Origin of the sequence: Marinicella rhabdoformis (assembly GCF_009671245.1) — a bacterium.
GTDB classification, from domain to species: Bacteria; Pseudomonadota; Gammaproteobacteria; order Xanthomonadales; family Marinicellaceae; genus Marinicella; species Marinicella rhabdoformis.
The window spans coordinates 1,203,146-1,228,297 of sequence record NZ_VTFS01000001.1; the positions used below are offsets into that span (position 1 = coordinate 1,203,146).

24 protein-coding genes and 1 pseudogene are annotated in these 25,152 nt (G+C 41.1%); 6 read left to right on the forward strand and 19 right to left on the reverse strand.

The features are described from left to right. Positions 1-23: 23 nt before the first annotated feature. From FET73_RS05295 to ccoN, 17 genes are all read right to left on the reverse strand, one after another. Positions 24-974: a glycosyltransferase gene (locus tag FET73_RS05295; RefSeq protein ID WP_154222860.1), complete on the reverse strand. Its 951-nt coding sequence runs from the start codon at positions 972-974 to the stop codon at positions 24-26. Positions 975-1,004: 30 nt separating this feature from the next. Then, the gene (locus FET73_RS05300) at positions 1,005-3,137 is read right to left on the reverse strand and encodes an FG-GAP repeat domain-containing protein (protein ID WP_154222861.1); all 2,133 of its coding nucleotides are present in this window, start codon (positions 3,135-3,137) and stop codon (positions 1,005-1,007) included. A gap of 45 nt (positions 3,138-3,182) precedes the next feature. Then, positions 3,183-4,421, reverse strand: a complete 1,239-nt coding sequence (locus FET73_RS05305; protein ID WP_154222862.1) for an ABC transporter permease — start codon at positions 4,419-4,421, stop codon at positions 3,183-3,185. Continuing rightward, positions 4,418-5,623, reverse strand: coding sequence for an efflux RND transporter periplasmic adaptor subunit (locus FET73_RS05310; RefSeq protein ID WP_154222863.1), 1,206 nt, complete (start codon positions 5,621-5,623; stop codon positions 4,418-4,420). Before FET73_RS05310 ends, FET73_RS05305 begins: the two co-directional genes overlap by 4 nt. Beyond that, entirely contained in the window at positions 5,620-6,570 is a 951-nt protein-coding gene (locus FET73_RS05315; RefSeq protein WP_154222864.1) for an HlyD family secretion protein, read from the reverse strand. The genes FET73_RS05310 and FET73_RS05315 overlap by 4 nt, the downstream gene beginning before the upstream one ends. Next, positions 6,567-7,514, reverse strand: coding sequence for an HlyD family secretion protein (locus FET73_RS05320; protein ID WP_154222865.1), 948 nt, complete (start codon positions 7,512-7,514; stop codon positions 6,567-6,569). The genes FET73_RS05315 and FET73_RS05320 overlap by 4 nt, the downstream gene beginning before the upstream one ends. Then, positions 7,511-8,176, reverse strand: coding sequence for an ABC transporter ATP-binding protein (locus FET73_RS05325; RefSeq protein WP_154222866.1), 666 nt, complete (start codon positions 8,174-8,176; stop codon positions 7,511-7,513). The genes FET73_RS05320 and FET73_RS05325 overlap by 4 nt, the downstream gene beginning before the upstream one ends. A gap of 77 nt (positions 8,177-8,253) precedes the next feature. Next, positions 8,254-8,946, reverse strand: coding sequence for a sulfite exporter TauE/SafE family protein (locus FET73_RS05330; protein ID WP_154222867.1), 693 nt, complete (start codon positions 8,944-8,946; stop codon positions 8,254-8,256). 2 nt (positions 8,947-8,948) lie between these two features. Beyond that, on the reverse strand, positions 8,949-9,170 hold the full coding sequence (gene ccoS / locus FET73_RS05335; protein ID WP_154222868.1) for a cbb3-type cytochrome oxidase assembly protein CcoS: 222 nt from the start codon (positions 9,168-9,170) through the stop codon (positions 8,949-8,951). Beyond that, positions 9,170-11,569, reverse strand: coding sequence for a heavy metal translocating P-type ATPase metal-binding domain-containing protein (locus FET73_RS05340; RefSeq protein ID WP_154222869.1), 2,400 nt, complete (start codon positions 11,567-11,569; stop codon positions 9,170-9,172). The genes ccoS and FET73_RS05340 overlap by 1 nt, the downstream gene beginning before the upstream one ends. Beyond that, positions 11,562-11,765, reverse strand: a complete 204-nt coding sequence (locus FET73_RS05345) for a FixH family protein (protein WP_154222870.1) — start codon at positions 11,763-11,765, stop codon at positions 11,562-11,564. The genes FET73_RS05340 and FET73_RS05345 overlap by 8 nt, the downstream gene beginning before the upstream one ends. Before the next feature lie 11 nt (positions 11,766-11,776). Further along, positions 11,777-13,195, reverse strand: a complete 1,419-nt coding sequence (gene ccoG, locus FET73_RS05350; protein ID WP_154222871.1) for a cytochrome c oxidase accessory protein CcoG — start codon at positions 13,193-13,195, stop codon at positions 11,777-11,779. Positions 13,196-13,201: 6 nt separating this feature from the next. After that, the gene (locus tag FET73_RS05355; RefSeq protein WP_154222872.1) at positions 13,202-13,516 is read right to left on the reverse strand and encodes a hypothetical protein; all 315 of its coding nucleotides are present in this window, start codon (positions 13,514-13,516) and stop codon (positions 13,202-13,204) included. 32 nt (positions 13,517-13,548) lie between these two features. Beyond that, positions 13,549-14,430: a cytochrome-c oxidase, cbb3-type subunit III gene (gene ccoP, locus FET73_RS05360; RefSeq protein ID WP_154222873.1), complete on the reverse strand. Its 882-nt coding sequence runs from the start codon at positions 14,428-14,430 to the stop codon at positions 13,549-13,551. Continuing rightward, on the reverse strand, positions 14,423-14,578 hold the full coding sequence (locus FET73_RS05365; protein ID WP_154222874.1) for a cbb3-type cytochrome oxidase subunit 3: 156 nt from the start codon (positions 14,576-14,578) through the stop codon (positions 14,423-14,425). The genes ccoP and FET73_RS05365 overlap by 8 nt, the downstream gene beginning before the upstream one ends. Next, the gene (gene ccoO, locus FET73_RS05370) at positions 14,575-15,189 is read right to left on the reverse strand and encodes a cytochrome-c oxidase, cbb3-type subunit II (protein WP_154222875.1); all 615 of its coding nucleotides are present in this window, start codon (positions 15,187-15,189) and stop codon (positions 14,575-14,577) included. Before ccoO ends, FET73_RS05365 begins: the two co-directional genes overlap by 4 nt. After that, the gene (gene ccoN / locus FET73_RS05375; RefSeq protein ID WP_154222876.1) at positions 15,186-16,577 is read right to left on the reverse strand and encodes a cytochrome-c oxidase, cbb3-type subunit I; all 1,392 of its coding nucleotides are present in this window, start codon (positions 16,575-16,577) and stop codon (positions 15,186-15,188) included. Before ccoN ends, ccoO begins: the two co-directional genes overlap by 4 nt. Positions 16,578-16,678: 101 nt before the next feature. On the opposite strand from ccoN, the gene FET73_RS05380 reads away from it, so the two are divergent. The 4 genes and pseudogenes from FET73_RS05380 to ppx all read left to right on the forward strand — a co-directional run bounded on the left by FET73_RS05380 (position 16,679) and on the right by ppx (position 20,842). After that, positions 16,679-17,407, forward strand: coding sequence for a Crp/Fnr family transcriptional regulator (locus FET73_RS05380; RefSeq protein WP_154222877.1), 729 nt, complete (start codon positions 16,679-16,681; stop codon positions 17,405-17,407). A gap of 79 nt (positions 17,408-17,486) precedes the next feature. After that, the gene (trxA, locus tag FET73_RS05385) at positions 17,487-17,813 is read left to right on the forward strand and encodes a thioredoxin (protein WP_154222878.1); all 327 of its coding nucleotides are present in this window, start codon (positions 17,487-17,489) and stop codon (positions 17,811-17,813) included. 245 nt (positions 17,814-18,058) lie between these two features. Continuing rightward, positions 18,059-19,312: pseudogene (gene rho, locus FET73_RS05390) on the forward strand (transcription termination factor Rho); the annotation flags it as partial. Positions 19,313-19,351: 39 nt separating this feature from the next. Beyond that, positions 19,352-20,842 carry an exopolyphosphatase gene (gene ppx / locus FET73_RS05395; protein WP_154222880.1) on the forward strand — a complete coding sequence of 497 codons (1,491 nt, stop codon included), beginning with the start codon at positions 19,352-19,354 and terminating at the stop codon, positions 20,840-20,842. On the opposite strand, the gene FET73_RS05400 is transcribed toward ppx, so the two are convergent. Beyond that, a complete protein-coding gene (locus FET73_RS05400) occupies positions 20,835-21,254 on the reverse strand; it encodes a VOC family protein (RefSeq protein WP_154222881.1) in 420 nt (139 codons plus the stop codon). The two genes, ppx and FET73_RS05400, sit on opposite strands and share 8 nt — an antisense overlap. A gap of 72 nt (positions 21,255-21,326) precedes the next feature. On the opposite strand from FET73_RS05400, the gene FET73_RS05405 reads away from it, so the two are divergent. Next, positions 21,327-22,481, forward strand: a complete 1,155-nt coding sequence (locus FET73_RS05405; RefSeq protein ID WP_154222882.1) for a glycosyltransferase family 4 protein — start codon at positions 21,327-21,329, stop codon at positions 22,479-22,481. On the opposite strand, the gene nhaA is transcribed toward FET73_RS05405, so the two are convergent. Continuing rightward, on the reverse strand, positions 22,478-23,665 hold the full coding sequence (nhaA, locus tag FET73_RS05410) for a Na+/H+ antiporter NhaA (RefSeq protein WP_154222883.1): 1,188 nt from the start codon (positions 23,663-23,665) through the stop codon (positions 22,478-22,480). The genes FET73_RS05405 and nhaA overlap by 4 nt on opposite strands. A gap of 122 nt (positions 23,666-23,787) precedes the next feature. On the opposite strand from nhaA, the gene pepQ reads away from it, so the two are divergent. Next, a complete protein-coding gene (pepQ, locus tag FET73_RS05415) occupies positions 23,788-25,065 on the forward strand; it encodes a Xaa-Pro dipeptidase (RefSeq protein WP_154222884.1) in 1,278 nt (425 codons plus the stop codon). Positions 25,066-25,152: the final 87 nt, after the last annotated feature.

Consider the following 25,152-nt stretch of genomic DNA (forward strand, 5'->3'; position numbering starts at 1 on the left):
CATTTCTCTGTTTTCAAAACTTATTATTCAAAATGATCACACAGGTAATCCAGTAAAAGATGCCACTGAGCCCTTTCATTCTTTAAACTATAAAACGCCGCTTTTTTGTGACTATTCTTTGAAATTAAAGATTTTTCGCTTGGTGTTAAGTTCAATACATTTAATAATGTTTGATATATTGAGCTTAGATTATATTCACAAATAAAACCATCTAATTCATGGGAAACATAAAACCTGTTTCCAATACAGTCTGGCATAATTGTCACTGCACCCTGGAGCATGCTTTCTAAGCCTGGAAGATAATGAGCCTCCACTTCTTGTGGTAAGTGAATCACTACCTTCGCATTAGATATTTTAGAAATATATGTATTTCTGGCAACAGGCTTATTGATAACGTCTATGTTTAACTTATTTGTTTTATTAATTTCTTTTAATAAATTTATTCCTAAGGCATTGTTTTTTATACTCACAATTAATATGTCAACTTTCTTTGATTGAAAATCAACTCCCAAATATTCTGTTTTATCAACCCCGTTTGGAATGAAAACAACTTTTCCTTTCACACCCTCTAATTGTTCAATCTGTTTTTTTAGCTCTGGATTTGGAACAACTCTTAATGCCTTCCTTTTTAATAAATCAAAGGAATAATGAGCTTGATTTAATACCCTGAAATTCACAATAGGACAAATAATTTTTGCATCCTTTGGTATTCCAAAAAGTTTTTCAAATAACCTCCAGTCATTCCCTCCCTTCAATAAATAGAATTCTGGCTTATGTTGAATTTGATGGCCAGTCAAAACATGGTGTTTATCCCAAGGTACAACCTTAGACCATTCAGAATCAGGATGAAATGTCATTAAAGGCAAATAGTTTTTATGACTTTTTATGTGATTATAAAAATCCCACGTCTTTTGCTGTGCTCCACGGAACCCATTTTTTAATGAGATTTTTGTAAATAATTGAATGGATTTCATGCACCTATGATTTAGATTTATATTGTTGCATTATAGCTCAAACGAATCTTTATAAATCAAATCCCTTAAAATGTATTGCTTTAATGAACTTTGAACATGGCCCCCTGCTAAAAATGATAACTCATTCGTAATTTTTCCAAGAAACTTAACGGCATGATTTCCTGATTTAGACTGAACTACTTTTGAGATGTGAAACTGTTTAGATAACAATGGTTTTATCAAATATACGCCTCCATCTTCTGCCAATGAAGAAATTATCACAGATACACGTCCATTTTTTATTTGAGAATCTATCATTCTTGGACGAGATATATCTTTGCTTACTAAATAATCTTTAAATTTTCCATTTTGATTTTCATGTAACCAAATTTCATTTGCAAAAGTAGCTGTTGATAAGACATCCATATCTCCATCTTGATCAATGTCTAAAGCATGGACTGCATATGGGGTCTCTTTATTTGATGAAATGATTGATTTTACAAATCCTACCGCTTCTGATTGAATTAAAACCACTATGTCTCCATTGATATAATCACTTAATACAATATCACTCAATTTATCTCCGTTCATATCTGCAACATCAATAGCAAAGGATCCGTAGACGTTTACAGGAATTGTCTTTAATTCATTGGGTAAAACAAGCAATAGATTGTCTTCGAATGTTGAAACAACAACCAAAGCTTTTTCTTTTGAAATACCAAGCTCCAATTTATCAATATTTACAGGAAATGACAGTCCACTGGCTTCTATTGTTGTATAATATTTACCTTTCTTCTTTTTGTGTCTAAACACTGTTCCGCTTTCAGAATTTAATGAATACAATTGTTCTTCATTTTCCACTTCTTCAAACAACACCCCCCTTGTTCCTTTTATTCCCTTGTAAATAAATTCAATATTATTTTTAAATATATAAATGCTTCCTTCTTTAAAAGCCCCAAAAGCCACTTGCTGATTGTTGTTAATACTGATGTCTAATAAGCCATCAGGAAAATCTTGCCAAATGACTTGCTCTTCATTTTGAGCTTGGGGTTGATAGATTAAGTTTCGTTGTTGAAAGTGCGCTTGGGTAAGGATTTGTGGTTGTTGGTTATGGTTAAAATCGGCAGCATCTAATGTGATGTAGCCATCTCTGGTGTTGGCAACCAAGTTGGGGGTGAAGCCTTGGTTTTGAAAGTAGCTATAAATATTACCTGTTTGGGCATAAATGGCGGCCAAATCCATTTCACCATTGTTGTTTAAATCCTGGCACAATACAGCGTTTACAGCTAAAGCGGCATCATCAATGATTTTAGGGGAGTATGGCCAACTGCCGAAATTGTAATAAGCAACCAATGCATTCTCATCCGTATGAGAAACCACAACATCTTGCAGTCCGTTGCTGTCCAGGTCGCAAGCAGTGAGGTTTCTGGTGCCAAGGGCATTACCAGTTAATAACCTTTCACTCCAGCCAACTTGAGATTTGTTAAACAGTATCCGTACACTGCTGTCTTCTTGTGAAGCAACAGCTACATCTAAAAAGCCATCTTGATTCCAATCTGCGACGCTCAGTTTTCTAGGCCTAAGGAAATCGGTGGCGATCACTGAGGTTTCAAAGCTGCCATCGATCTGTTGACTGTGTTGATAGACTTCACTATTCTCAAATGACAAGCTGACCAAGTCCATTCTTCCATCACCATTAAAATCTCCTGCCCCTACATCCGTGGGCAATAGGATATCCACAGCCACTTCAACTTTGATAAAACTGCCATCTATCTGTTGTACGTAACTGATGATTTTTTGAGACTCAACGTTTGTGGCTATGAGGTCTGGTCTGTTGTCGTCATTGAGGTCCTTACTGATGATGCGGTAAAGACCTACTTCGTTTTCATCTATGATTTGTTGTGGAAAGTTTAAATCTGAACCTGTAACCGCTTGACCATGATTCAAATAGGCTCTGATACTTCCATCATCAATGGATATTGATACCACATCTATTAAGCCATCGCTATTCAGGTCAACAGTAATCGAATCAACAATCCCAACTTGCGATGGGCCATGAATGTTGGTCACTTCCCACTGATGGCTGACATCAATAACAGGAGGGTTTTCTTTGGCTTGAGAATGTGCGTGATTGGTAGCGTGTAAGACAGTCACAATCAATAACATCAAATGTTTAATGTTCATGATATTGATTGTGTCAAATTTACCTGACTTTTACTAAAGGTTTAGTTAATTTTTTTGAAGCGCTTCAATGGGATCGAGTTCTGCTGCTTGTTTCGCTGGATAGTAACCAAATACCACACCTGTGAGCAAACAAACACCAACGGCCAAAACAATGGCAAAAGGGCTCCAAGCCACTGGCCAGTCAGCAAATGATTGAATCAAAAAGGAGAGCACTACGCCCATGACGATGCCGAGCACCGCCCCTGCGGCCGCAATGGTGGCACTTTCGATCAAAAATTGGTTTTTGATGTCGGCTTTTCTGGCGCCTAAAGCGCGCAATAAACCAATTTCCTTGGTGCGTTCTAATACCGTTGCCAGCATGATGTTCATGATACCAATACCACCAACCAACAGTGAAATACCCGCAATACTCGACATCACGATGGTGAAGATTTGTTGCGTTTGATTTTGTTGATTCAACAAAGACGCAGGAACGATAATCTGGTAGTCATCAATGTTGCCGTGACGCCGTTTTAACAGTTTATCAATGGCCAATGAAGCCACTTGGGGTTTAATTGACTCATCCAAACCCACTCGAATGGTGTCAATTTGACTTTCTAAGGTTTCATATTTCAAACGCTTAAATGCTGTCTCTAAGGGTAAGAATACTTGATTATGCTCAGCACCTAATTTGATACCTTGAATTTCATCTTTTGATAAATCATCCTTTTGTAGCACACCAATCACCTCAAGCCACAAGTGGTTCACTTTGATGTTTTGGCCAATTGGATCTTGGTCTGGAAATAAGTGGGCAGCCATTTCAGATCCTATGACAGCCACTTGACGGAAACGGGTGTTGTCTTCTTCTGTAAATAAAGCGCCTTTGCCAATTTGTAAATTGGCCATCTCAAAACAAGCCGGAGATATGGCTTTAACCGAACCATCCGAATTGGCATGCGGTGAAAATAAGCTCCAAGTTTTCACCGTTTTCTCACCACAAGATTTGTTAATGAATGGCAGGCTTTCAGCCAGTGCTTTGATGTCGTTACTGTGTAACCCCAATGTGTCTTCACGAATTTCACGTAAAGATTCAGTATCAAACTGCTTTTCCTCTATCACCAAGTTACGTAAGCCCATTTTTTCAATTAAACGCGTGGCTTCCGCTTGGGCTCCTTCACCAATACTCAGCATGGCTATGACTGCTCCTACACCAAACACCATTCCCAATAGGGTTAATAAAGTCCGCAGCTTGTGGTGAAGCATTTCCGAAACTGCATGTTGTAAGTTGATTTTCAACGTATTCATGTTCGTTCGCTCCCTTTGCCTTCATCTGGCTCACTTAATGCGATGATTTGACCACCCTTCAACCCTTTTGTCACGGTACACAAAGTGGCACTACAGAACCCTGTTTCTATAGGCTGTCTGACAAATTTTTTCCCTTCTTGTAGATAGACCCAAACGGCCCCGTCTAAACGAAATATTGTTTGTATTGGCACCACCAATCCTTTGGGTTCTTTGATCACACTGATCACCGCAGAAAGCCGCTGACCAGGCTTTAATACTTCGGGGTTTTGTTCATTAATATTCACCATTACGGTAAAATATTTAACTGGATTATCTCGCTCTTTGGGCTGAGCAGTTTTGCTGATTGATGTCACCTCACCAGTCAAAGACAAATCAGGTTTCGCATGCAAGTGTAAACTGACAACCAAGCCCTCTTTGATACCAATTGCCTCCACTTCTGGTACAAAAATTTTGGCTTGCATTTCACTCAAGTCAGGCAAGGAGCCTAATTTTCCACCAGGGAATACCGCTTTTCCGGGCTCTGGTAAAGAGCCGTCCCAACTGGGCTCTAATACGAACAAGCCATCATGAGGCGCAACCACTTCCAATGCACTTAAACTGGCTTGGTTCATCGCCAACTTGCCTTGTTGTACTTTTTGTTCACTTTCCAAGACTTCAATTTCAGCTGCCGACTTGTCTACGTAATTTTTCTCTACTTTGTCTATGTGTTCAGCTTTGGCTTCTAAAAATTGTTCATTGTCAGCTGCATCAATCATTTCTATTTTGGTGTAAAGCAGTGGATCATCTATGTTGAATTGTTTAGCCAACTCATGCTCATAATCAATCACCTGTGATTCGGCACCAAAACTGTATTTGCTGTTGTCGATTTCTCGGTCTTTGGACATCATGGAATACATTAACTTTTGAATCTCATAGGCTGATTCTTCAGCCTCCAATTGAAAACTGGTACCATCAAACCTGGCCACCACATCACCTTTTTTTACGGCTGAAAACTGCGGCAAGATCCAAGCCAATGTTTGCGGTCTTCGGGTCGCAGCAGGCGCGGTCAAAGCGGTCGATTTTACGGCTTCCAACTCACCTTCAGATTTGATTGAAAAATGAACGGGTGACTCGTTTATAACGATGCTTGGCGTCACAACCGCCTCCTCTTGTTTACAAGCTACTAACACCAATATACAACTAATAATGATTAAACGCTTCATGAATCACCCGTCATAATGGTTGCTTTAATGCTCATGCCTGGTCTCATGATGTCTAGATTAGTGGCATCAATTGCCACCTCAGCATCCAGAATTTTAGAAGGTTGAAATTTTGACTTGGTTCGAACCACCTTAGATAAAGACTTAATTTCACCGTCAAAGCTTAAGTCAGGATAAGCGTCCATTGTAAACTTTACCTTTTGACCCTCTTCTACTTTTGACATGTCATTTTCTTTGATTTCCAGTTTCGCTGTGATGTTTTCTAAATCAGCCACTTGTGTGACACGTGCACCACCCCAAACCGAGTCACCCACCGCATATTTATTTTTAGAATGGTCAGTTTGATGCATCACAATACCTTTGCGTTTTGACATGATGCGCATGGATTGTATCGAGCCATTTAATTCCGCCACCTCTGCTTTTAACTTGGTTATGCGTGCGTTTAAAATATCTTCTTCCGTTTGTAACTTTTCTTTGGTTAATTGCATGTCAGTCAATGCATGCTGGTATTGCAGTTTTGCTAATTCATGCTTCAATTGATTTTCTTCATATTCATTCAATGCCACAACACTTTTGGGCAATTCTGCTTTACGCATGGCTTTGTCCAGTAACATTTTCTTTTCTTCTATTGCCAAAGTCTTATCCTGTAGCGTTTCTACTTCTGCAACTTTGGCTTTTTTTAACTCACTGAGTTTGATCTCCAACTCGCCATTCTTGTCCATCAGCCGTTCTCTTAATTGATCTGTTTTGAACATCAAGACAGGTTGGCCTGGGTTTACTTGACTCCCATCCGGTGCCATAAAAGCAATGGTGTATTGCCAAATCCTGCGTATCTTCGGAGGTGAATAACTGTCAGTTTCTACAGCCAATAATTCACCATTGGCCTTTATTTCACCCGCCGATAAGTAACCACTGAAACACAGCACTAACATTAAGCAAATGTTTTTCATGACTTCACCTCATCTGTAATCGCAACTTGCGCACTCATCCCTGGTAAGAGTGGCAAGTCATCGGCGTCCAGTAGTTCAATATCAATTTCATAATACAGGCCATTGCCCCAATCTTTTTTGTCATGCCCTCCTGAAGAAATCATGTTGATTTTTCCATCACTGGAAACGTTTGGTAAAGCATCAAACTTCACCATTACTTCTTGATTCAATGTGATGTTTTCAACATCAATGGCATTAATCCATGCCTTGACTTTCATGCCTTCTTTTTTAGATATCTTAAGCACTTCCATACCTGTTTGAACTTGATCTCCTGCTTGATATTTGCTTCCTGTCCAGGGGTGTGATGAATAAATAACATATCCAGACTGTTCGGCATTAATCGTTAAACCTGCTAATCGGTTTTTCCAATAATCCAGTTCATCTTTCTTTTGTTTCATGCCAAGCACAATTTCTTCTTTTTTCTCAACCATCTCCTTTTTCAAGGCTTGCAGCTTATTGCGGTTGTCCGCTAGTGTTTTATTGGCTTTTTTTAAGGTCAATTGCCTTTCTTTGTATTCAAGCTCTCCGATAAAATTGACAGGAACTTGGGCTTTTAATTCAGCCACCTTTTTATCAACAATGGCCTTTTCGTAAGCTAAATCCGCATTGTTTAATTCTATTTTTAATTGAATCACATCTCGATCAGAACTCGCTTCAAATACATCAAGCTGCTCCTTTTTACTCTCAATGGTACTGTCCAGTTCACTGCCATCAATGCGTGCAACAAAATCACCGGGCTTAACAAAACTGCCCTCTTCTACCAGCTCACTGACCTTGCCTTGAAATGACCTGACTAATGGCATCACAACATGTTGAGTTTCACTGGACTCCACAACGCCGGTTACCAATAAGCCTGATTGACAGCAAGATGACACCAATAAACCTAAAAACATTATTTTTTTCATGCCACTATCTTCCCATCTAAAAAGTGAATCGTACGACCTGCATTTTCTGCGATTTCTGGCTCATGCGTGACCATCACTATGGTTTGACCCGCTTTATTCAAATCAGTTAGCAAATCAATAATTTGTTGGGAAATGGCCGAATCTAAATTACCAGTAGGCTCATCCGCCAATAACACTTCAGGTTGGTTAATTAATGAACGTGCAATTGCCACACGCTGTATTTGTCCTCCAGACATTTCATTCGGCATGTGGTGTACTCGTTCTCCCAAACCCACTTGTGTCAAAAGCTCTTTAGCCCTTTGTTCACCACCTTGTTGTTTGGTTTCTGATGCATATCGCAATGGTACCATGACATTTTCCAAGGCTGTTAATCTAGGCAACAAGTGAAAGCCTTGAAACACAAAGCCAATGTGATCATTACGGATTTGTGATAACTCATCATCATTCAATACACTGACGTCTTTACCCGCCAGTTGATATTGGCCTGATGTCGGCTTATCCATACAGCCCAATATATTGAGCATGGTTGACTTTCCGGACCCAGATCGACCCATAATGGCAACAAACTCACCTTGATCAATATTTAAATCAACATGGTTCAATGCGGTGATGGTTTCACCCTGAGTCTTATATATTTTTGTTATTTGTTTGAGGTTTAGCATAGCCTAAGCAGTTTATTAGAACTTGTTTGACAACACATTATGCCAAAAGTCACATCTATTTTTTGTGAAAACGCAATTCAGGGAATACAACGCTCTAAAACTAAAGATAATGACAACAACCAAGGGCTGTCTTGAGGAATTAAACGATGGGCAACCCAAGGCGATATGATTGTCCAAAGGCCGATGGTAAATATAAATATTGCGGCTACCGACTGTCCTTTGTTTTGCCAGCGTTTTAGTGCATTTTGACTGATTAAGAGCGGCATAACAGTACCCAGACCAAATGTAAACATAAACAAGCCACCTTGCCATGCACTTCCCGTTGTTGCAGCTACCAGCAGCATGCCATAGAGTAAACCACAAGGCAACAGACCCCATAACAAGCCTTTATACCACTGCACTTTCGCAGTTTGTTGTTGGTTTAAGTAAGACAGCTTTTGACTTGCTTTGTGCCAAAGTGGTATTTCAAATTTAATCGCCATGGCTGTACTTTTTAACCACAAGGCCAAACCCGTTAACAGTAAAGCCACACCCATCAGTGTTCTGAGAACTAAGGTAAACAATGCGCCATCAAGTTGAAGAGACGCCCCTTGAATGACACCCGCAAACAACAAACCCAATAAACTGTAAGTGCATATTCTGCCAAAATGGGTCATTGTTAAGTTTTTAGGGGTGTTTTTTTGACAAATGACTGAACACAGGCCGCCACACATGACAATGCAGTGAAACCCTGAAAACAATCCAATAACAAAAGGCGTCAAAACCCACATGACTACTCCTTGGGTGGCGAACCGTCTTGATTTTGGTCAGCCTTTTCATCTATGCTTTTAACATGATCTTCAGTGAAATCTTCAGCTGGATCGTCTTTTAAAATTGACATCGCTGGGCTGTCTAGGTCATCAAATTGATCACTGTTTATGGCCCAAAAAAAAGCCCATAAAGCGACACCAGCTAACACCAAACTCAACAATACCAATATCACTACCATGTTCATTATGAGACTCCTAAAACGCGCCTTGAATTCAAAACCACCAACAACGATGAAGCCGACATGCCTATAGCAGCTACCCAAGGTGGCAGCAAGCCCATCATGGCTGCTGGGGTGATGCTCAAATTATACAACAAGGCCCAGATTAAGTTTTGTTTTATGATGTTTTGGCTAGTTTTGGCCACACGTATGGCATGACTGATAGGCGTTAAACTTTGCCCCAAAATAATGAAATCAGAAGCTGCATGCGCTAAGTCAGCACCTTGTTTTAAGCTGAACGAAACGGCAGCTCTGGCCAACACAGGCGCATCATTCACTCCATCTCCCACCATCGCAACAGGTCCTTCAGTTTCAACAATGATTTGTTCTTTTTGTGGTGCTGTTAACCCACCTTGATACTGCTTTATGTTCAAGCTTAATGCACATTGTTTGACGGCATCAGAATTGTCTCCACTGATGATATTGGTAACACATCCTTGCTGCTCTAACTGTTGACACAAAGCCACTGCACCCGGTCTGAGCTTACTGCTCAATTCAAAAACTGACAATAATTGGGTTTCAGTGGACAAATAGACCAAGGTATTTCCATGACTGTTTTCTACTTTGGGTAAAAGAACACCCATCTGCTCTAACCATTGGGCACTGCCCAAAAAGTATTCAATCCCATCATATGTACCTGAAACCCCTTGTCCTGGGTGGTTCTTAACCAGCACCTGGTCTGATGAAGGGTCTTGCTCTGCCCCTAATATCAATGGAAAAGCCGTGGCTATGGGGTGATTACTGGCTTGCTGCAAATAGGCCGTGATGTGCTGCAAATCAACTTTGTTTTGAGTGCTCCGCCTGAAGTCATGCGTTTTAACCACCGCCAACTCACTCGAAGTCAATGTACCCGTTTTATCAAAATACCAATGTTTAATTTTTGACAAGTCAGCAATCGCTTCTGTTTTATGAATCAACAGGCCATGTTTAATCAAATTCATACCAGCAGCGGTCAACGCGGTTGGCGTCGCTAATGACAAGGCACAAGGACAGGTAGCAATCAAAACCGCCATCAAAGCCGTCATTGCCATACCCGTATCAAGCCACCAATGTGCAACACAAGTCACCACAGCTAAAACAAGTACCACGGCAACAAAATAACTGGCAATGTGATCTACCAACTGCAATTGTTTCGGCTTTTGGCTTTGAGCTTCAGCCATCATGTCAGCCATTTGTGACAATAAACTGTCTTCGTTATTTTGGGTCACTTGGCATTTAAATTCGCCTTTGATCACCTGTGCGCCAGCATAGACTCGCTGACCCATTATCTTTTCTACAGGCCGTGCCTCACCCGTTAAGATGGCTTCATTGCATTGACCATGACCGGCCAATATCACTCCATCTGCTGCCAATGTATCACCTGCTTTAACCACCAACAAATCACCTTTTTTAATTCGCCTTAATGGCACATCTTCTAGGTCACCATTGGCTAATTCACGGACGGCACTGACAGGTACCAATGCGGTCAGTGCATTCCTGGCATTCAAACTTTGTTGTTTAATTCGTTGTTCTACATGGCGGCCAACCAACAGAAAAAAGACAAACATGCTCAAGGAATCAAAATACACATGACCTTGTCCTTTGAAGCTTAAATATACACTGGCAAAATATGCCAAAGATATCGACAACGCCACCGGTACATCCATGCCCAAATGTTTGTTTTTGAAATCCCTGAGGGCGTTTTTGACAAAACTTTTTCCAGCATAAAAATACACCACGGTTGCCACAACCATGCTGAGCATCAAAAAAAACCTGCGCATCAATGGCGCTTCAACAAGCAATGTTTCAGAGTACAGCGGTACAGACAAGGTCATAATGAACATCATGCCCAAACCGGCAACAATAATTTCTTTCAGTTGTTGTTTTCTGCTTTTGCTGACCTGATCTTCTACATTCAACTGTAATGGCCGATAGCCCAGTTTAGCTATTGTTTGATATAACTGGCTTAATTTAACCCTTGATGGAATATAGTCAACCTGTACAGATTGGGCAACAGTATCAATCTGAACGCGATGCACACCCGGCACTTGATTCAATACTTTGTTAATCAACCATGCACATGCGCTGCAGTACATCCCATCTATTTTAATTCGAGTTCGAACCAACCCATCAGGTCTTGGTTGAGTGAATTGTGAATCCACCAAATCCATCGCTTCATAATCATTGCTCAACTCTTGGACTTGTTCGTGTGGCTTTTTATCTTGTCTGAATTGATAAAAATCTTGATGATGATTGTCATGTAAAAATTGTGCAACAGCCCGGCACCCATGACAACAAACTGCTTGATTTACACCTGATATTTTAACCGTCAGCCGCTTTCCATGCGGTAGTGACTCTCCACAATGAAAGCACAGTGCTTCATTCACCTTCTTTTTTGTCCATCTGAAAACGGTTTTGTTTTACTATGACAGTCGGTGCATTTTCGGTGGCGATATACACCGTAAATAAACTGGCCACCACTGCAGAAGCGGGTAAAGCAATCATGAACCAAACCCAAGGGTATCGATACCATGCTTTACTTTGATTGGTGCTTTGACTTTGTTTTTGGTTGCTCTGATTCATGGCATTACCTGTTATTTGTTGTAACCAAAATATTTGATTGATTTGCTGTTGTCTTTGTCAGGATTCAACGAATCATTGACTCGAAGTTCAATATTATGAATGCGTTGGTTTGCGGCTTTTTTAGGCGCCCTGATTTTGATAGGAATGGCAATCAGCTCACCTGGACCTGCTTTAAACATGGTGTCGTCAACATCAGACACCACTTCCAAACCATCAAGTCCTGTTGCGCTTAATTCATAAGCAGCAGGGGTTGTTCCTTTGTTCATGACCTTTAATGTATATACGTTCTCAATTGTGTTCAAATCAACCACACGATAAAAAGTGTTTCTGTCATGCAAAACATTCAACTCAATCTCATTGCGGTTAATGAAGCTCACTGTAAAACCTGTCACCAAAGCCAATAAAATGCCTGCATAAACAAATATTCTTGGACGCAGAATTTTACTTTCTCCACCTTGTAAACTATTTTCCGTGGTGTAACGAATCAAGCCTTTTGGCATGCCTGACTTCTCCATCACTTCATCACACGCATCTACACAAGCGGCGCAGGCAATGCATTCATATTGCAAGCCATCCCGAATATCAATTCCCGTTGGGCAAACCTGAACACAAAGTGTGCAATCAATACAATCACCTGGGTTACTTTCTTCCCTGCGTTTTTTACCTCGCATTCTCGGTTCACCACGTTTTTCATCATAAGATATGATTAAAGTGTTGTGGTCGAACATCGCACTTTGAAAACGCGCATAAGGGCACATGTACAGACACACCTGTTCACGTAAATAGCCTGCATTCCCATAGGTGGCTAAACCATAAAAAAACAACCAAAACGTTTCCCACGGACCCAAGGTCCATTGCCATACATGCTCGGCCAAAACTTTAATGGGCGTAAAAAACCCAACAAATGTAAAACCTGTCCACAAAGCAAAAGTAATCCAAAGAAACTGTTTGCTGAATTTCTTCTTGAATTTGGTTACTGTCCAAGGTGCTTTATCCAACTTCAATCGCTGGTTTCGGTTACCTTCGGTTATTTGCTCTAACCACACAAACACTTCTGTCCAAACGGTTTGTGGACAAGCATAACCACACCACAGCCTCCCACCCAAAGCAGTAAAAAAGAACAAAGCAAATGCCGCCATGATTAACAGCAGTGCAAGAAATATAAAATCCTGAGGCCACAAAGTCAGGCCAAACAAATGAAAACGGCGATTAGGCAAGTCAAACAAAATGGCCTGCTGGTCACCCCAGTCTAACCATGGTAATAAATAAAAAAGGCCTAAAAGAACAAACACCGCCCACTTCCTGAGTGTTTGGAAACGACCTTTGATTTCTCTTGGGTGAATTTTTTCGTGGGCTTTATATAACTTCAGCTCTATGGCTTCGGTGTTTTCCGACTTTTTGCTATTGCCCGCTGTATCTTTGTGTGACATAAGGCCTCACCTTTCGCCTGGTTTTTTTGCCAATTGTGTACGTGGTAGCGCCATCACAATACCAATGACATAACCTGAAATAAAAGAAAAACCCCAGAAGAACACGAAACCCAATGCATAACCTTGCCAGTGATTCAGTTCCATATGCCAACTTGAAAGTTGACCTAAATAGACTGGATCAAATAAAGCAAAAAACACCATGGTTTGCATTGCGGCGGCCAAAAAAGACACCCAAACAACAGTGGCCAAGCGACGGATAAAAATCCTTTTTATCTGTCGCTGGTTAAAGTTTCTATTTTTTACAACGGGTTGTGTGGGCATATTTATTCTTATAGTAAATGATTTTAGAACGGTTATTTTTTACTCAAAGAGTAAACATAGGCCGCAACCAATTTCACTCGATTTTCATCCAAAATATCAGCATGTGCTGGCATTTGACCATTCAAACCTTCATACATCGCCGTTTCTATGATGTCTGAAGATCCATGTAACCAAACATCATCTGTTAAATTCGGTGCACCAAACATCGCATTGCCTTTGCCTTCAGGCCCATGGCACGCGGCACAAAACATGGCAAATTTACCTTGTCCTTCAGTCACCAAAGCGGCATCTTGACCTTCTGATGATAAACTGCGTACATAAGCTGCAACCTGTTTAACACCTTCATCACCCAAGGCAGGACCTAAGGCCGGCATGATACCATTTCTGCCTTGTTTAACCGAAGTCAACACTTGCTCAAATTCACCGCCCCAATTCCAATCTTTATCTGCTAAGTTAGGAAAACCTGTGGCACCCTGTGCATCAGAACCATGACACAATGCACAGTTATTGGCAAAAATTCTACTACCAATCAACATCGCATTTTTATCTTTAATCATTTCATCAATTGGCTTATCAATAAACCCTGCAAATGATTTATTCCGTGCATCCGTTACTTTTTTATAATTAGCCTCAAACTGGTTATGCTGCGTCCAGTCCAAGGACCCTTTGTAATTTCCTAGTCCTGGATAAGCATATAGATAAGCCGCAGCAAATATTATCGTGCCAACAAACAACCATAACCACCAGCGCGGCATTGGGCTGTCGAGTTCCACAATACCATCCCACTCATGACCTGTGGTATTGGCATCATTTTTAGGAACTTTTTTCTTAGAAGTTGCAAATAACAACCACAAATAAGCCACCATGTGTAAGACCACAATGATGATGACTGTCCAGTGCCAAAAATTACTCATGATTTACCTCACCTTTATCTGGGCGATCTTCCTTTAATGGCATAGCAGCCATGTCTTCGAATGTTGATTTGTTACTCTTGCTGTAAGCCCAAGCCACAATGGCTAAAAAGACAATCAGCAAAAGGGCTGTATATAAACCGCTGATCATTGGTAACTCCTGGGTACCGCTGTACCTAAGTTTTGTAAATAAGCCACCAACGCCTGTAATTCAGTTTTGTCTTTGATCATGTCCGCCGCGGCGGCAATCTCTTCATCACTGTACGGATGACCTAAACCTTTCAATACTTTCATACTGGCAACTGTTTCTTCCACATCAATCGGCGTTTCTGCCAACCATGGGTATCCAGGCATATTAGATGTGGGCACAACAGTACGTGGGTCTATTAAGTGAATTTCATGCCATTCATCAGAATAACGGCCACCTACACGTGCCAAATCAGGACCTGTACGTTTTGAGCCCCATTGAAATGGACGGTCATAAACAGACTCACCTGCCAATGAATAATGACCATATCGTAGGGTTTCATCGACAAACGGCCTGATTTGTTGTGAATGACAACCATAACAGCCTTCAGACACATAAATATTTTGTCCCGCTAACTCCAAAGCATTTCGTGGCTTCATACCTTCAACAGGCTCCACCACACTGGCTTGAGTCATCAACGGCACAATTTCAATGATGCCTGCAAAACTGATAACAATGGCCACCAAAACGCCCATCAGACCAATATTTTTTTCTATTTTTTCGTGGTTAATCATGCTGATGCTCCTTTAGTCTTGCCTTTAATGGTCATCATAACGTTATATACTTGAATACAAGCACCTGCCAAAAACATCAAACCACCCATAAACCGAATGGCATAATAGGGGTATGTTGCTTCAATACTTTCAACATGCGAATAAACCAGAGATCCATTGGCATCCACTTCACGCCACATCAAACCTTGCATTACGCCCGCAATCCACATTGAAGCGATATACAACACAATACCTAAGGTAGCTACCCAAAAATGCACATTGATTAACTCAGTTGAATACATTTTTTCTTTTTTCCACAACAACGGTACCAATGTATATATTGAAGCCATGGTCATCAATGCCACCCAACCCAAGGCACCAGAATGTACGTGACCAATGGTCCAATCAGTGTAGTGAGACAACGCGTTCACAGTTTTGATAGACATCATCGGCCCTTCGAAAGTACTCATACCATAAAAAGACAAAGCCACAATCATCATTTTAATGATGGGATCTGAGCGCAATTTATCCCAAGCACCTGATAAAGTCATCATGCCGTTGATCATGCCACCCCAAGAAGGTGCTAACAAGACCAAAGAAAATACCATACCCAGAGACTGTGCCCAATCGGGTAAAGAGGTGTATTGCAAGTGATGAGGACCAGCCCACATATATGTAGAAACCAAAGCCCAGAAATGCACGATAGACAAACGGTAAGAATACACTGGGCGTCCTGCTTGTTTAGGAACGAAATAATACATCATGCCCAAAAAGCCTGCCGTCAAGAAAAAGCCCACGGCATTGTGTCCATACCACCATTGTGTCAAAGCATCCACAGCACCAGAATAAATAGGGTAAGATAAATGCCAATTCACTGGGATGGCTAAATTGTTGACAATATGTAAAACCGCAATGGTAATGATGAAGGCGGAATAGAACCAGTTAGCCACATAAATATGTTTTTCTTTGCGGCGTGCAATGGTGCCAAAAAATACGATGGCATACATCACCCAAACTACAGTCAATAAAACGTCCAAAGGCCAAATCAACTCAGCATATTCTTTTGATTGGGTAAACCCAAAAGGCAAGGTTAAAACTGCACCAACTATAACTGACTGGTAGCCCCAAAACGTCCAAGCAGCCAATTTATCTGAAAACAAACCCACGGCACAGGTGCGTTGGGCCACATAAAGTGACGTACCCAACAAAGCATTACCACCAAATGCAAAAATGACTGCATTGGTGTGTAATGGTCTCAAACGGCTATAAGTTAACCATGGAATGTCAAAATTTAATGCGGGCCAAGTCAGTTGTGCCGCAATCAATACGCCTACCAACATCCCAACAATGCCCCACATCAGGGTGGCAATGGTGAATTGTTTTACCACTTTATCGTTATAAATACTCATGAAATATGTGTGCCTTTTTTAACCAAAATATCGTCGGTTTGAATTATAATGAGCCTTCTAGTTTTGGTTTTTGACAAATGTCAAAAACATAAGTGAAAGCAATGAATTTTGACCAATATAACAAATCAGACAGCACCTATCAAAACAATTGTGGTGATTGTGAACTGTGTACTCACACAGTGAATCGCAGACGCGTTCGGATTGACTCTGAAGAAATTATGGCGATAGAAAACATCATCCAGTCACACACACAAGCTGAAAAGGGCCAAGTCATTTACAAAACTGGCCAGCCCTTCACCCATTTGTATACCGTTCATTCTGGTATGTTTAAGTCTATATATATCAATGGAAAGGGTGAAGAACGGATTGTAGAAATATTCATCCCAGGACAAGTCATGGGCTTTGATGGCATCAGAGATGGCCGCTATAAAACCACAGTCAAAGCCATAAACTCAGGATCTTATTGTGTTATCCCTTATCAACAATTGAATGAACTGGCTTTTAAACACAAGTCCATTCAAAACCGTTTGTTCAAAATGATGAGCGAAAAAATCTTACAATTTGAAATTTCTAACAGTGAATTCAACGCCAGACAAAAACTGGTTCATTTCGTTAAAGATGTTTCTGACCTGTACTACTCACGTGGTTTTTCACCTAAACAGTTTCCATTTCCTGTTTCCCAAAGGGATTTGGCTAACCATTTAGGCTTGGCTGAAGAAACACTGAGCAGGACTTTTGCCAAACTCAAAAAAGAAGAGGTGTTGATGTTAAAAGACCACCAAATAACGATTTTTGAGATAGAAGCTTTGGAAGACATATTAAACACTTGAAAACCACAACAGTGACACCACATTAGCTACTAACTTTTATATGGCCACAAGCAAACGGCCAAATTATTTGGAGAACAACATGAGCGAAAACATCATCAACGCCACAGACGCAACTTTTGATGAAATCATTAATTCTGACACACCTGTCTTGGTTGATTACTGGGCAGAATGGTGTGGACCTTGTCGCATGATTGCCCCTATTTTGGAAGAAGTAGCAGGTGAAATGTCTGACAAAGTCAAAGTGGCCAAAGTTAACATTGAAGAAAACAAAGACATTGCAGTTAAAATGGGCATCCGTGGCATACCCACTTTAATGGTATTCAAAAATGGTGAAGTTTTGGATCAACATGTTGGTGCCGTATCAAAAGGCCAGTTGGTCGATTTTTTGAACAAACACACAGCATAAACACCTGATTCATTGAATTAAACGCCCAAACAGGTCACTGTTTTGGGCGTTTTGTCCAATTGGACTGGACAGTTTTCTATTAACATGATAATTTATGCACCATCGAACGGGTATATCCTATTGCCCTAAGTTTCACCTTAAATTTTATTAAATGATATGGACAAACCATAGGCGCATGGCGCTGAATGATTTAACAACCTTCTATTAGGCTTTTCTGCCACTTACATTTCTACTGAACATCTATGAATCTTACTGAATTAAAACAACTGTCATCTACCAAGCTCACGCAAATTGCAGCTGATGTGGGACTGGATACCCGCAACCGCGTTCACAAACAACAACTGATATTCTCTATCTTGAAAAAAACCGCCAAAAAAGGCGATGACATTTTCGGAGATGGTGTATTAGAAGTACTGCCTGATGGCTTTGGTTTTTTACGTGCCCCAGAAGGTTCGTATCAAGCAGGTCCAGATGACATTTACGTATCTCCCAGTCAAATACGACGATTTGGCTTAAGAACCGGTGACACAATTACTGGCAAAATCAGACCTCCTAAAGATTCAGAACGGTATTTTGCCTTACTTAAAGTGGGCACAATCAATTATGAGCCACCTGAAAATACCAAAGGAAAAATTGTATTTGAAAACTTAACGCCCCTGTTTCCAACAGAACAGCTTAAGATGGAACGTGGTGACGGTTCTCGTGAAGATTTAACCACCAGAATCATCGATTTGGTTTCACCGATTGGTAAAGGTCAACGTGGTTTGATTGTTTCACCGCCAAAAGCCGGTAAAACAATGATCTTACAAAACATTGCCACTTCAATTGCACAAAACAACCCAGAAGCTAAGTTGTTTGTGTTGTTGATTGATGAGCGTCCTGAAGAAGTAACAGACATGCAACGCACTGTAAAAGGTGAGGTAATTGCCTCTACTTTTGATGAGCCAGCCACACGACACGTGCAAGTTGCTGACATGGTAATAGAACGTGCTAAACGGTTGGTTGAGCACAAACAAGACGTCATCATTCTATTAGATTCCATCACCCGGTTGGCGCGTGCCTACAATACCGTAACACCAGCTTCAGGTAAAATTTTGACCGGTGGTGTCGATGCCAATGCATTACACAGGCCTAAAAAATTCTTTGGTGCTGCACGTAATGTTGAAGAAGGTGGCTCATTGACCATCATTGCAACCGGCTTGGTTGAAACAGGCTCTAAAATGGATGAAGTCATTTTCGAGGAATTCAAAGGCACAGGTAACATGGAAGCGCATTTGGATCGTCGCGCTGCTGAGAAACGCATCTGGCCAGCTTTGAACATCAACAAATCAGGCACCCGTCGTGAAGACTTGATTGTCAACAACGAATTCCTCCAAAAAGCCCACATTCTGCGTAAGATTTTGAATCCTATGGACGACTTGGCTGCGATTGAGTTCTTATTAGACAAGCTCAAAGACACCAAAACCAACGAAGAATTTTTCACTTCGATGAAGCGTTAATTTTCAAACTTTTGTATCGACATTGGGTACAATAACCCCATGTCGATACAACCCAAAGACACTTTCGCCGCCATAGACCTCGGGTCTAATTCATTCCATTTATTGGTGGCAACTTTCAAATCAGGACAGCTGCAACAGATTGATAAAGTCAAACAAATGGTCCGTTTGGCAGCAAATTTAGATCACAAAAAACGCATCACCCAAGCAGGCTTGGTCAGTGCTTTTGAATGCCTGTCCATGTTTGCCCAACGCATCAAACACATTCCAAGCGAGAATATCAAAATCGTCGGCACCAACACCCTCCGAGTGGCCAAAAATGCTGAACATTTTTTACAGCAAGCAGAAGACATTTTAAATCACGACATAGACATCATTTCAGGCCGTGAAGAAGCGCGCCTTTTATACCTCGGCGTAGCACAATCCATGTCTGAGCACTTAAGTAACAAATTGGTGATGGACATTGGTGGCGGCAGTACCGAGATTATTACCGGCAAAGGTTTTGAATCTAAACAAAGGGAAAGCTTACACATGGGTTGTGTCAGTTACACCAAAAGGTTTTTTTCTGATGGCAAAATCACACAAACCCAATGGTCTGATGCTTACACCCATGCCCTGCAAGAATTATCACCGGTCAGTAAATCTTTTAAAAAAATCGGATGGGAACATGCCATAGGCGCATCAGGTACCATGCGCGCTGCTGCCAAGATACTGGTAGCCAATGACTGGAGTCAAACAGGTATCAGTCGAAAAGGGCTTGAACAATTGATTCAACAATGTCTGGGCATGGGAGAAATTAAGTCACTCACTCAAATATCTGGCTTAAGTGAACGGCGACGTCCAGTTTTTATTGGCGGGTTGGCCATCATTGCTGCATTGATGGATGAATTGGGTATTGAACACATGAGCGTCTCAAGTGGTGCCTTAAGGGAAGGCATTGCTTATAGCTTGTATGGCGAATCAGGCCAAGAGTTGGTCACCGAACGCAGCATCAACAAACTCAAAGCTCAGTTTGATGTTGACCAAAGACAAGTCGATCGGGTCAAACACCAAGCGAAAAACTTAATCAAAAACAGTGACATCACTTTAAATGATAAAGATTGGTTTTTGCTTAATGCCGCCATCGAATGGCATGAACTGGGCTTGTCTATTGCTCACAGTCAATTTCACAAACACGGTGCTTACGTGGTGCAATATGCCGATTTGCCCGGTTTTTCAAGACAGCAGCAGCTAATCATCAGCCAGTTGATTCGATACCAAAGACAAAAAATCAGCAGCCAATCCAATTCACTTTTGAACAACAAGCAATGGCATAGGTTTGAACCCATGCTGGCCATACTGCGTTTGTCACTGATTTATTCTCGTGATCGTCAACAACATGACATCCCTGTTCAATCATTTACCATAGAACCCAAGCGATTAAAAATACCGCAAATTTGGCTTCAGCATCACCCTTTGATACACGCTGATTTAAAAGAAGAAGAACCCAGGTGGTTGAACATTGGCAGTTGCTTTGAATTAATACCTACTTAGCAAACAGCTGAGATTCAATATCTGCAAAGGCCTTGAATTCTAATGCATTGCCTGAAGGGTCAAGGAAAAACAAGGTGGCTTGCTCTCCTGGCTCACCCTTAAACCTGATGTGAGGTTCAACAATGAAAGCCACACCTTTGGCTTGTAAACGTTCAGCTAAAATTTGCCAATCATTCATCTCAAGCACGACACCAAAATGCGGCGTAGGCACAGACTTTCCATCTACATCACCGTGGTGATTGACCACTTCCATGTCTTTATTTTCGTGACAAACCAATTGATGACCATACAAGTTTAAATCCACCCAGTGCTCAGATGAACGGCCTTCATCACAACCCAGAACATCCCCATAAAAATGTCGTGATTCTGATAAATTTTTAACCTGAATGGCCAAGTGAAACGGTTGTGTCATTTTGGTTTCCAAAAACTGAATGTTAAAAGTAAATAGCCCAAAGTATTGTATCTCAAATGCTACAATGACCAAATGAAAATTATTTATAACGTCGATGCCATCACCGAACCTTTGACTGGAATCGGCCGCTATGCTTTGCACCTTGGACAACAACTGTCACACATGGCCCATGCCGAACACAGCAAAATAGAAGACATCTGTTTTTTTTCTAGCAACCGATGGATAAGTGATATTTCTACAGCTGCGACAGGCAACCAGTGGATAGCCAAGCTACGTCAGTATGTGCCCTTTAAACACGCGGCATTGAAACATTACCACACCATGCGAAGCCGAAACCTGGCACAATTAAGCCAAGGCATGAAAGGGCATATTTTTCACAGCCCCAACTTCATTTTAATGCCTTTTGACGGACCGTCAGTGGCTACATTTCATGACTTGAGTTTTGTCCATTACAGAGCAACCCAACCCGACTATCGCCTTCAGTTTTTAGACCAAGAAATACCCAAAACTTTAGCACAAGCACAACACATCATCACGCCATCAGAACACGTTCGCCAAGAAATAACATCACATTACGGCTATCCTGAAGAACAAATCTCAGTGACACCATTAGGCGTTTCCGAAGCATTTCAGCCTCGCACTAAGGCTGAATGTCATAACACACTAGCAGTTTTTGGCTTGTCATTCCGTCGATTTATTCTCTCAGTAGCCACGAGCGAACCGCGAAAGAATTTATTGCGTTTGATAAATGCATACCACAACCTACCAAGCACATTAAAACAAAAATACCCATTGGTTTTGGTTGGCGGTGATGGCTGGAAAAATAAGGAAATCAAAAAACTGATTGATCGGCTCACCCTAAAAGGCGAAGTTGTTTGTACCGGATATGTGAACCAGGAACAATTAACTCGCCTGTACGCCAGTGCCAAATTAACTGCATTTCCTTCATTGTATGAAGGTTTTGGTTTGCCCATCATAGAATCTATGGCTTCAGGCACACCGGTATTAACTTCAAAACATTCTGCCATGGAAGAAGTTGCCGCAGGTCATGCTTTGTTGGTTAATCCTGAAGATTCTGATGACATAAAGCAAGGCTTAGCAAGGGCCTTGAATGATGAGCAATGGTGTATCGATGCATCAACCACCGGTGTCAATCAAGCGCAAAAACACCAGTGGCATGATTGCGCTCTCAAAACGTTAAAAGCTTATCAATCAATCAACAACTAAACAGCTGTCTCAGGTTTTGATAACGCCTTTTTCAACACAACAAAACCCAAAAGGCCAGACAGCAACGAACCAATCACAATCCCCAGTCGTTCATCAAATAGCATATTCACTCCAGTCTCTTCAAAAGCCAACGAACCAATGAACAAACTCATTGTAAATCCAATACCACAGAGTGCAGAAACACCAAATAACCGCATGCCATTCATCCCCTTAGGGTAGCTGGCAAACTTCATTTTCACTGTCAACCAACACAAACCAAAAATACCGATTGGCTTACCCAAAAATAATCCCAGTGCAATGCCCATCGGCACGCCGTGCAAAAGCTGTTCTAAACCCATGCCTGTAAAACTGATGCCCGCATTGGCAAATGCAAAAACCGGTAAAACAAAATAAGCCACGGCAGAATGTAAGTCATGCTCCAAACTCTTCAGTGGTGAGTGTTCTGGGTGAGACTTCGACCTCATTGGGATAAACATCGCCAAAACCACACCAGCCAGTGTCGCATGTACACCAGATTTTAACAGTGCAACCCACATGATAATACCTATCAAAAGGTATGGGCTGTTAGATTCAATGCGTCTGTTGTGTAATATAAATAAAACTGGAATACATGCCAATGCAACCATCAAACCAGTAATAGAGATTTGTGAGGTATAAAACATCGCAATAATGATAATGGCTCCAATGTCATCAAATATAGCCAACGAGGTCAGAAATATTTTTATTGAGGTCGGCACATTGCTTCCCAAAATAGCCAAAACACCCAAAGCAAATGCAATGTCAGTAGCAGCCGGAATCGCCCAACCTTGTACAGCGACCGGGTCTTTATAATTAAAAATCAGGTAGATCCCCGCAGGAATCAACATCCCACCAATGGCGCCAACACCCGGTAAAATGATGTTCTTTTTTTCAGACAGTTCACCTTCTAGTAACTCACGCTTTAACTCCAATCCCACCAAAAAGAAAAAAACTGCCATCAAACCATCATTAATCCACAGCAACAAAGGTTTAGCAATTTCAAAATTACCCACTTTCACTTCTACTGCTGTGGATAAAAGTTGTTGGTAGTAAACATTCAACCCTGTGTTGGCACATATCATCGCCAGCAATGCAGAACACATCAGCAAAATACCACCAGATGATTCCAATTTAAAAAACTTTTGTATGAAATTAGTTTGAGACATGACCTTATCAAAGATTAACAGCCCATAATGATACCAAATCAGTGTGCAAAAGGCGTCGAAAAGTAATGGTAAAAAACACAACGAGTTGATACGCTTAAGGTTTATCTACATTAGACTCAATCATGAAACTTTTTCAACAACACATAGAGAAAGTGGTGGCAGCCACCACCCATGCACTGGCACTGTCTGCTTATGATGGTGTTTGGATATATTCAGGCCATCCAGAAAACAATTTTCTCGATGATATGGGCCCGCCACATAGCATCAATCCCCACTTTAAATGGTGGGTTCCTGTTCCTCACATCACCAGCAGTGTCCTTCACTTTATCCCAGGCCAAAAGCCCACCGTTTATTTGCACCAACCCGCTGATTTTTGGCATAAAGTCATCGATAACAGCCAAGACAAATGGGCACAACACTTTGATGTAAAAGTGATTGGTCACTATTCTGAATTACCCGATTTCAAAGCCAACAAAAACCACGCATGGATAGGTTCAAAAGAATTACAACCTTTAGACGACAAAGACACCAATCCAAAAGCGTTACTTGATGCTTTGCATTTTGCTCGTATTCAAAAAACTGACTATGAAATTAACTGCATTCGCCAAGCCAATATCACTGCAATGAAAGGCCACGAAGCGGCTCGCTTGGCGTTTTATGATGGCTGTTCTGAATATGAAATACACATGGCCTATCTTCAAGCATGCCAGCACAATGAATATGAAATGCCCTATGGAAATATCGTTGCCCTGAATGAAAACCCATCTGTTTTACATTACCAGTTCCAAAGTCGAGAGCACATTCCCAGCAACGAATTAAAATCATTCTTGATTGATGCCGGTGCCAGCCACAAGGGCTATGCGTCTGACATCACCAGAACATACAGCTTTCAACAAGATGCTTTTGCAGACATGATCACTTTGATGGATGAAAAGCAACAGGCATTGTGTAACCAAGCGGTCGCAGGTCAAGATTATGTAGACCTACACCTCAAAGCACACTTGTACATCAGTGAAGTACTGCATCAGTTTGGTGTTTTCAAATGTGATGCAGAAACCGCAGTATCTCAAGGATTAAGTAGTACATTTTTCCCGCATGGACTGGGTCACTACTTGGGCTTGCAAGTTCATGACGTCAGCGGACATGTCATTGATGAAAAAGGCACTGTAAAATCCCCGCCTGAAGCCCATCCATTTCTGCGATTAACAGATACATTACGCGAAAACGCCGTCATCACCATTGAGCCTGGCTTGTATTTTGTACCGATGTTAATGAAAGAAATTGCGGGGCATAAAGATGTGAACTGGGATAAGGTAGCTGAATTTCAACCCTTTGGCGGCATTCGCATAGAAGACAATATTGTGGTTAAACAAGGCGGCATCGAAAACCTGACCCGATAATTTAATAAAACCCTCGAATAATTAATGCAAAAAGCCGCTTCAAAATGTCATTGGAGCGGCTTTAATTCATACCTAGTTTTTGTTTAA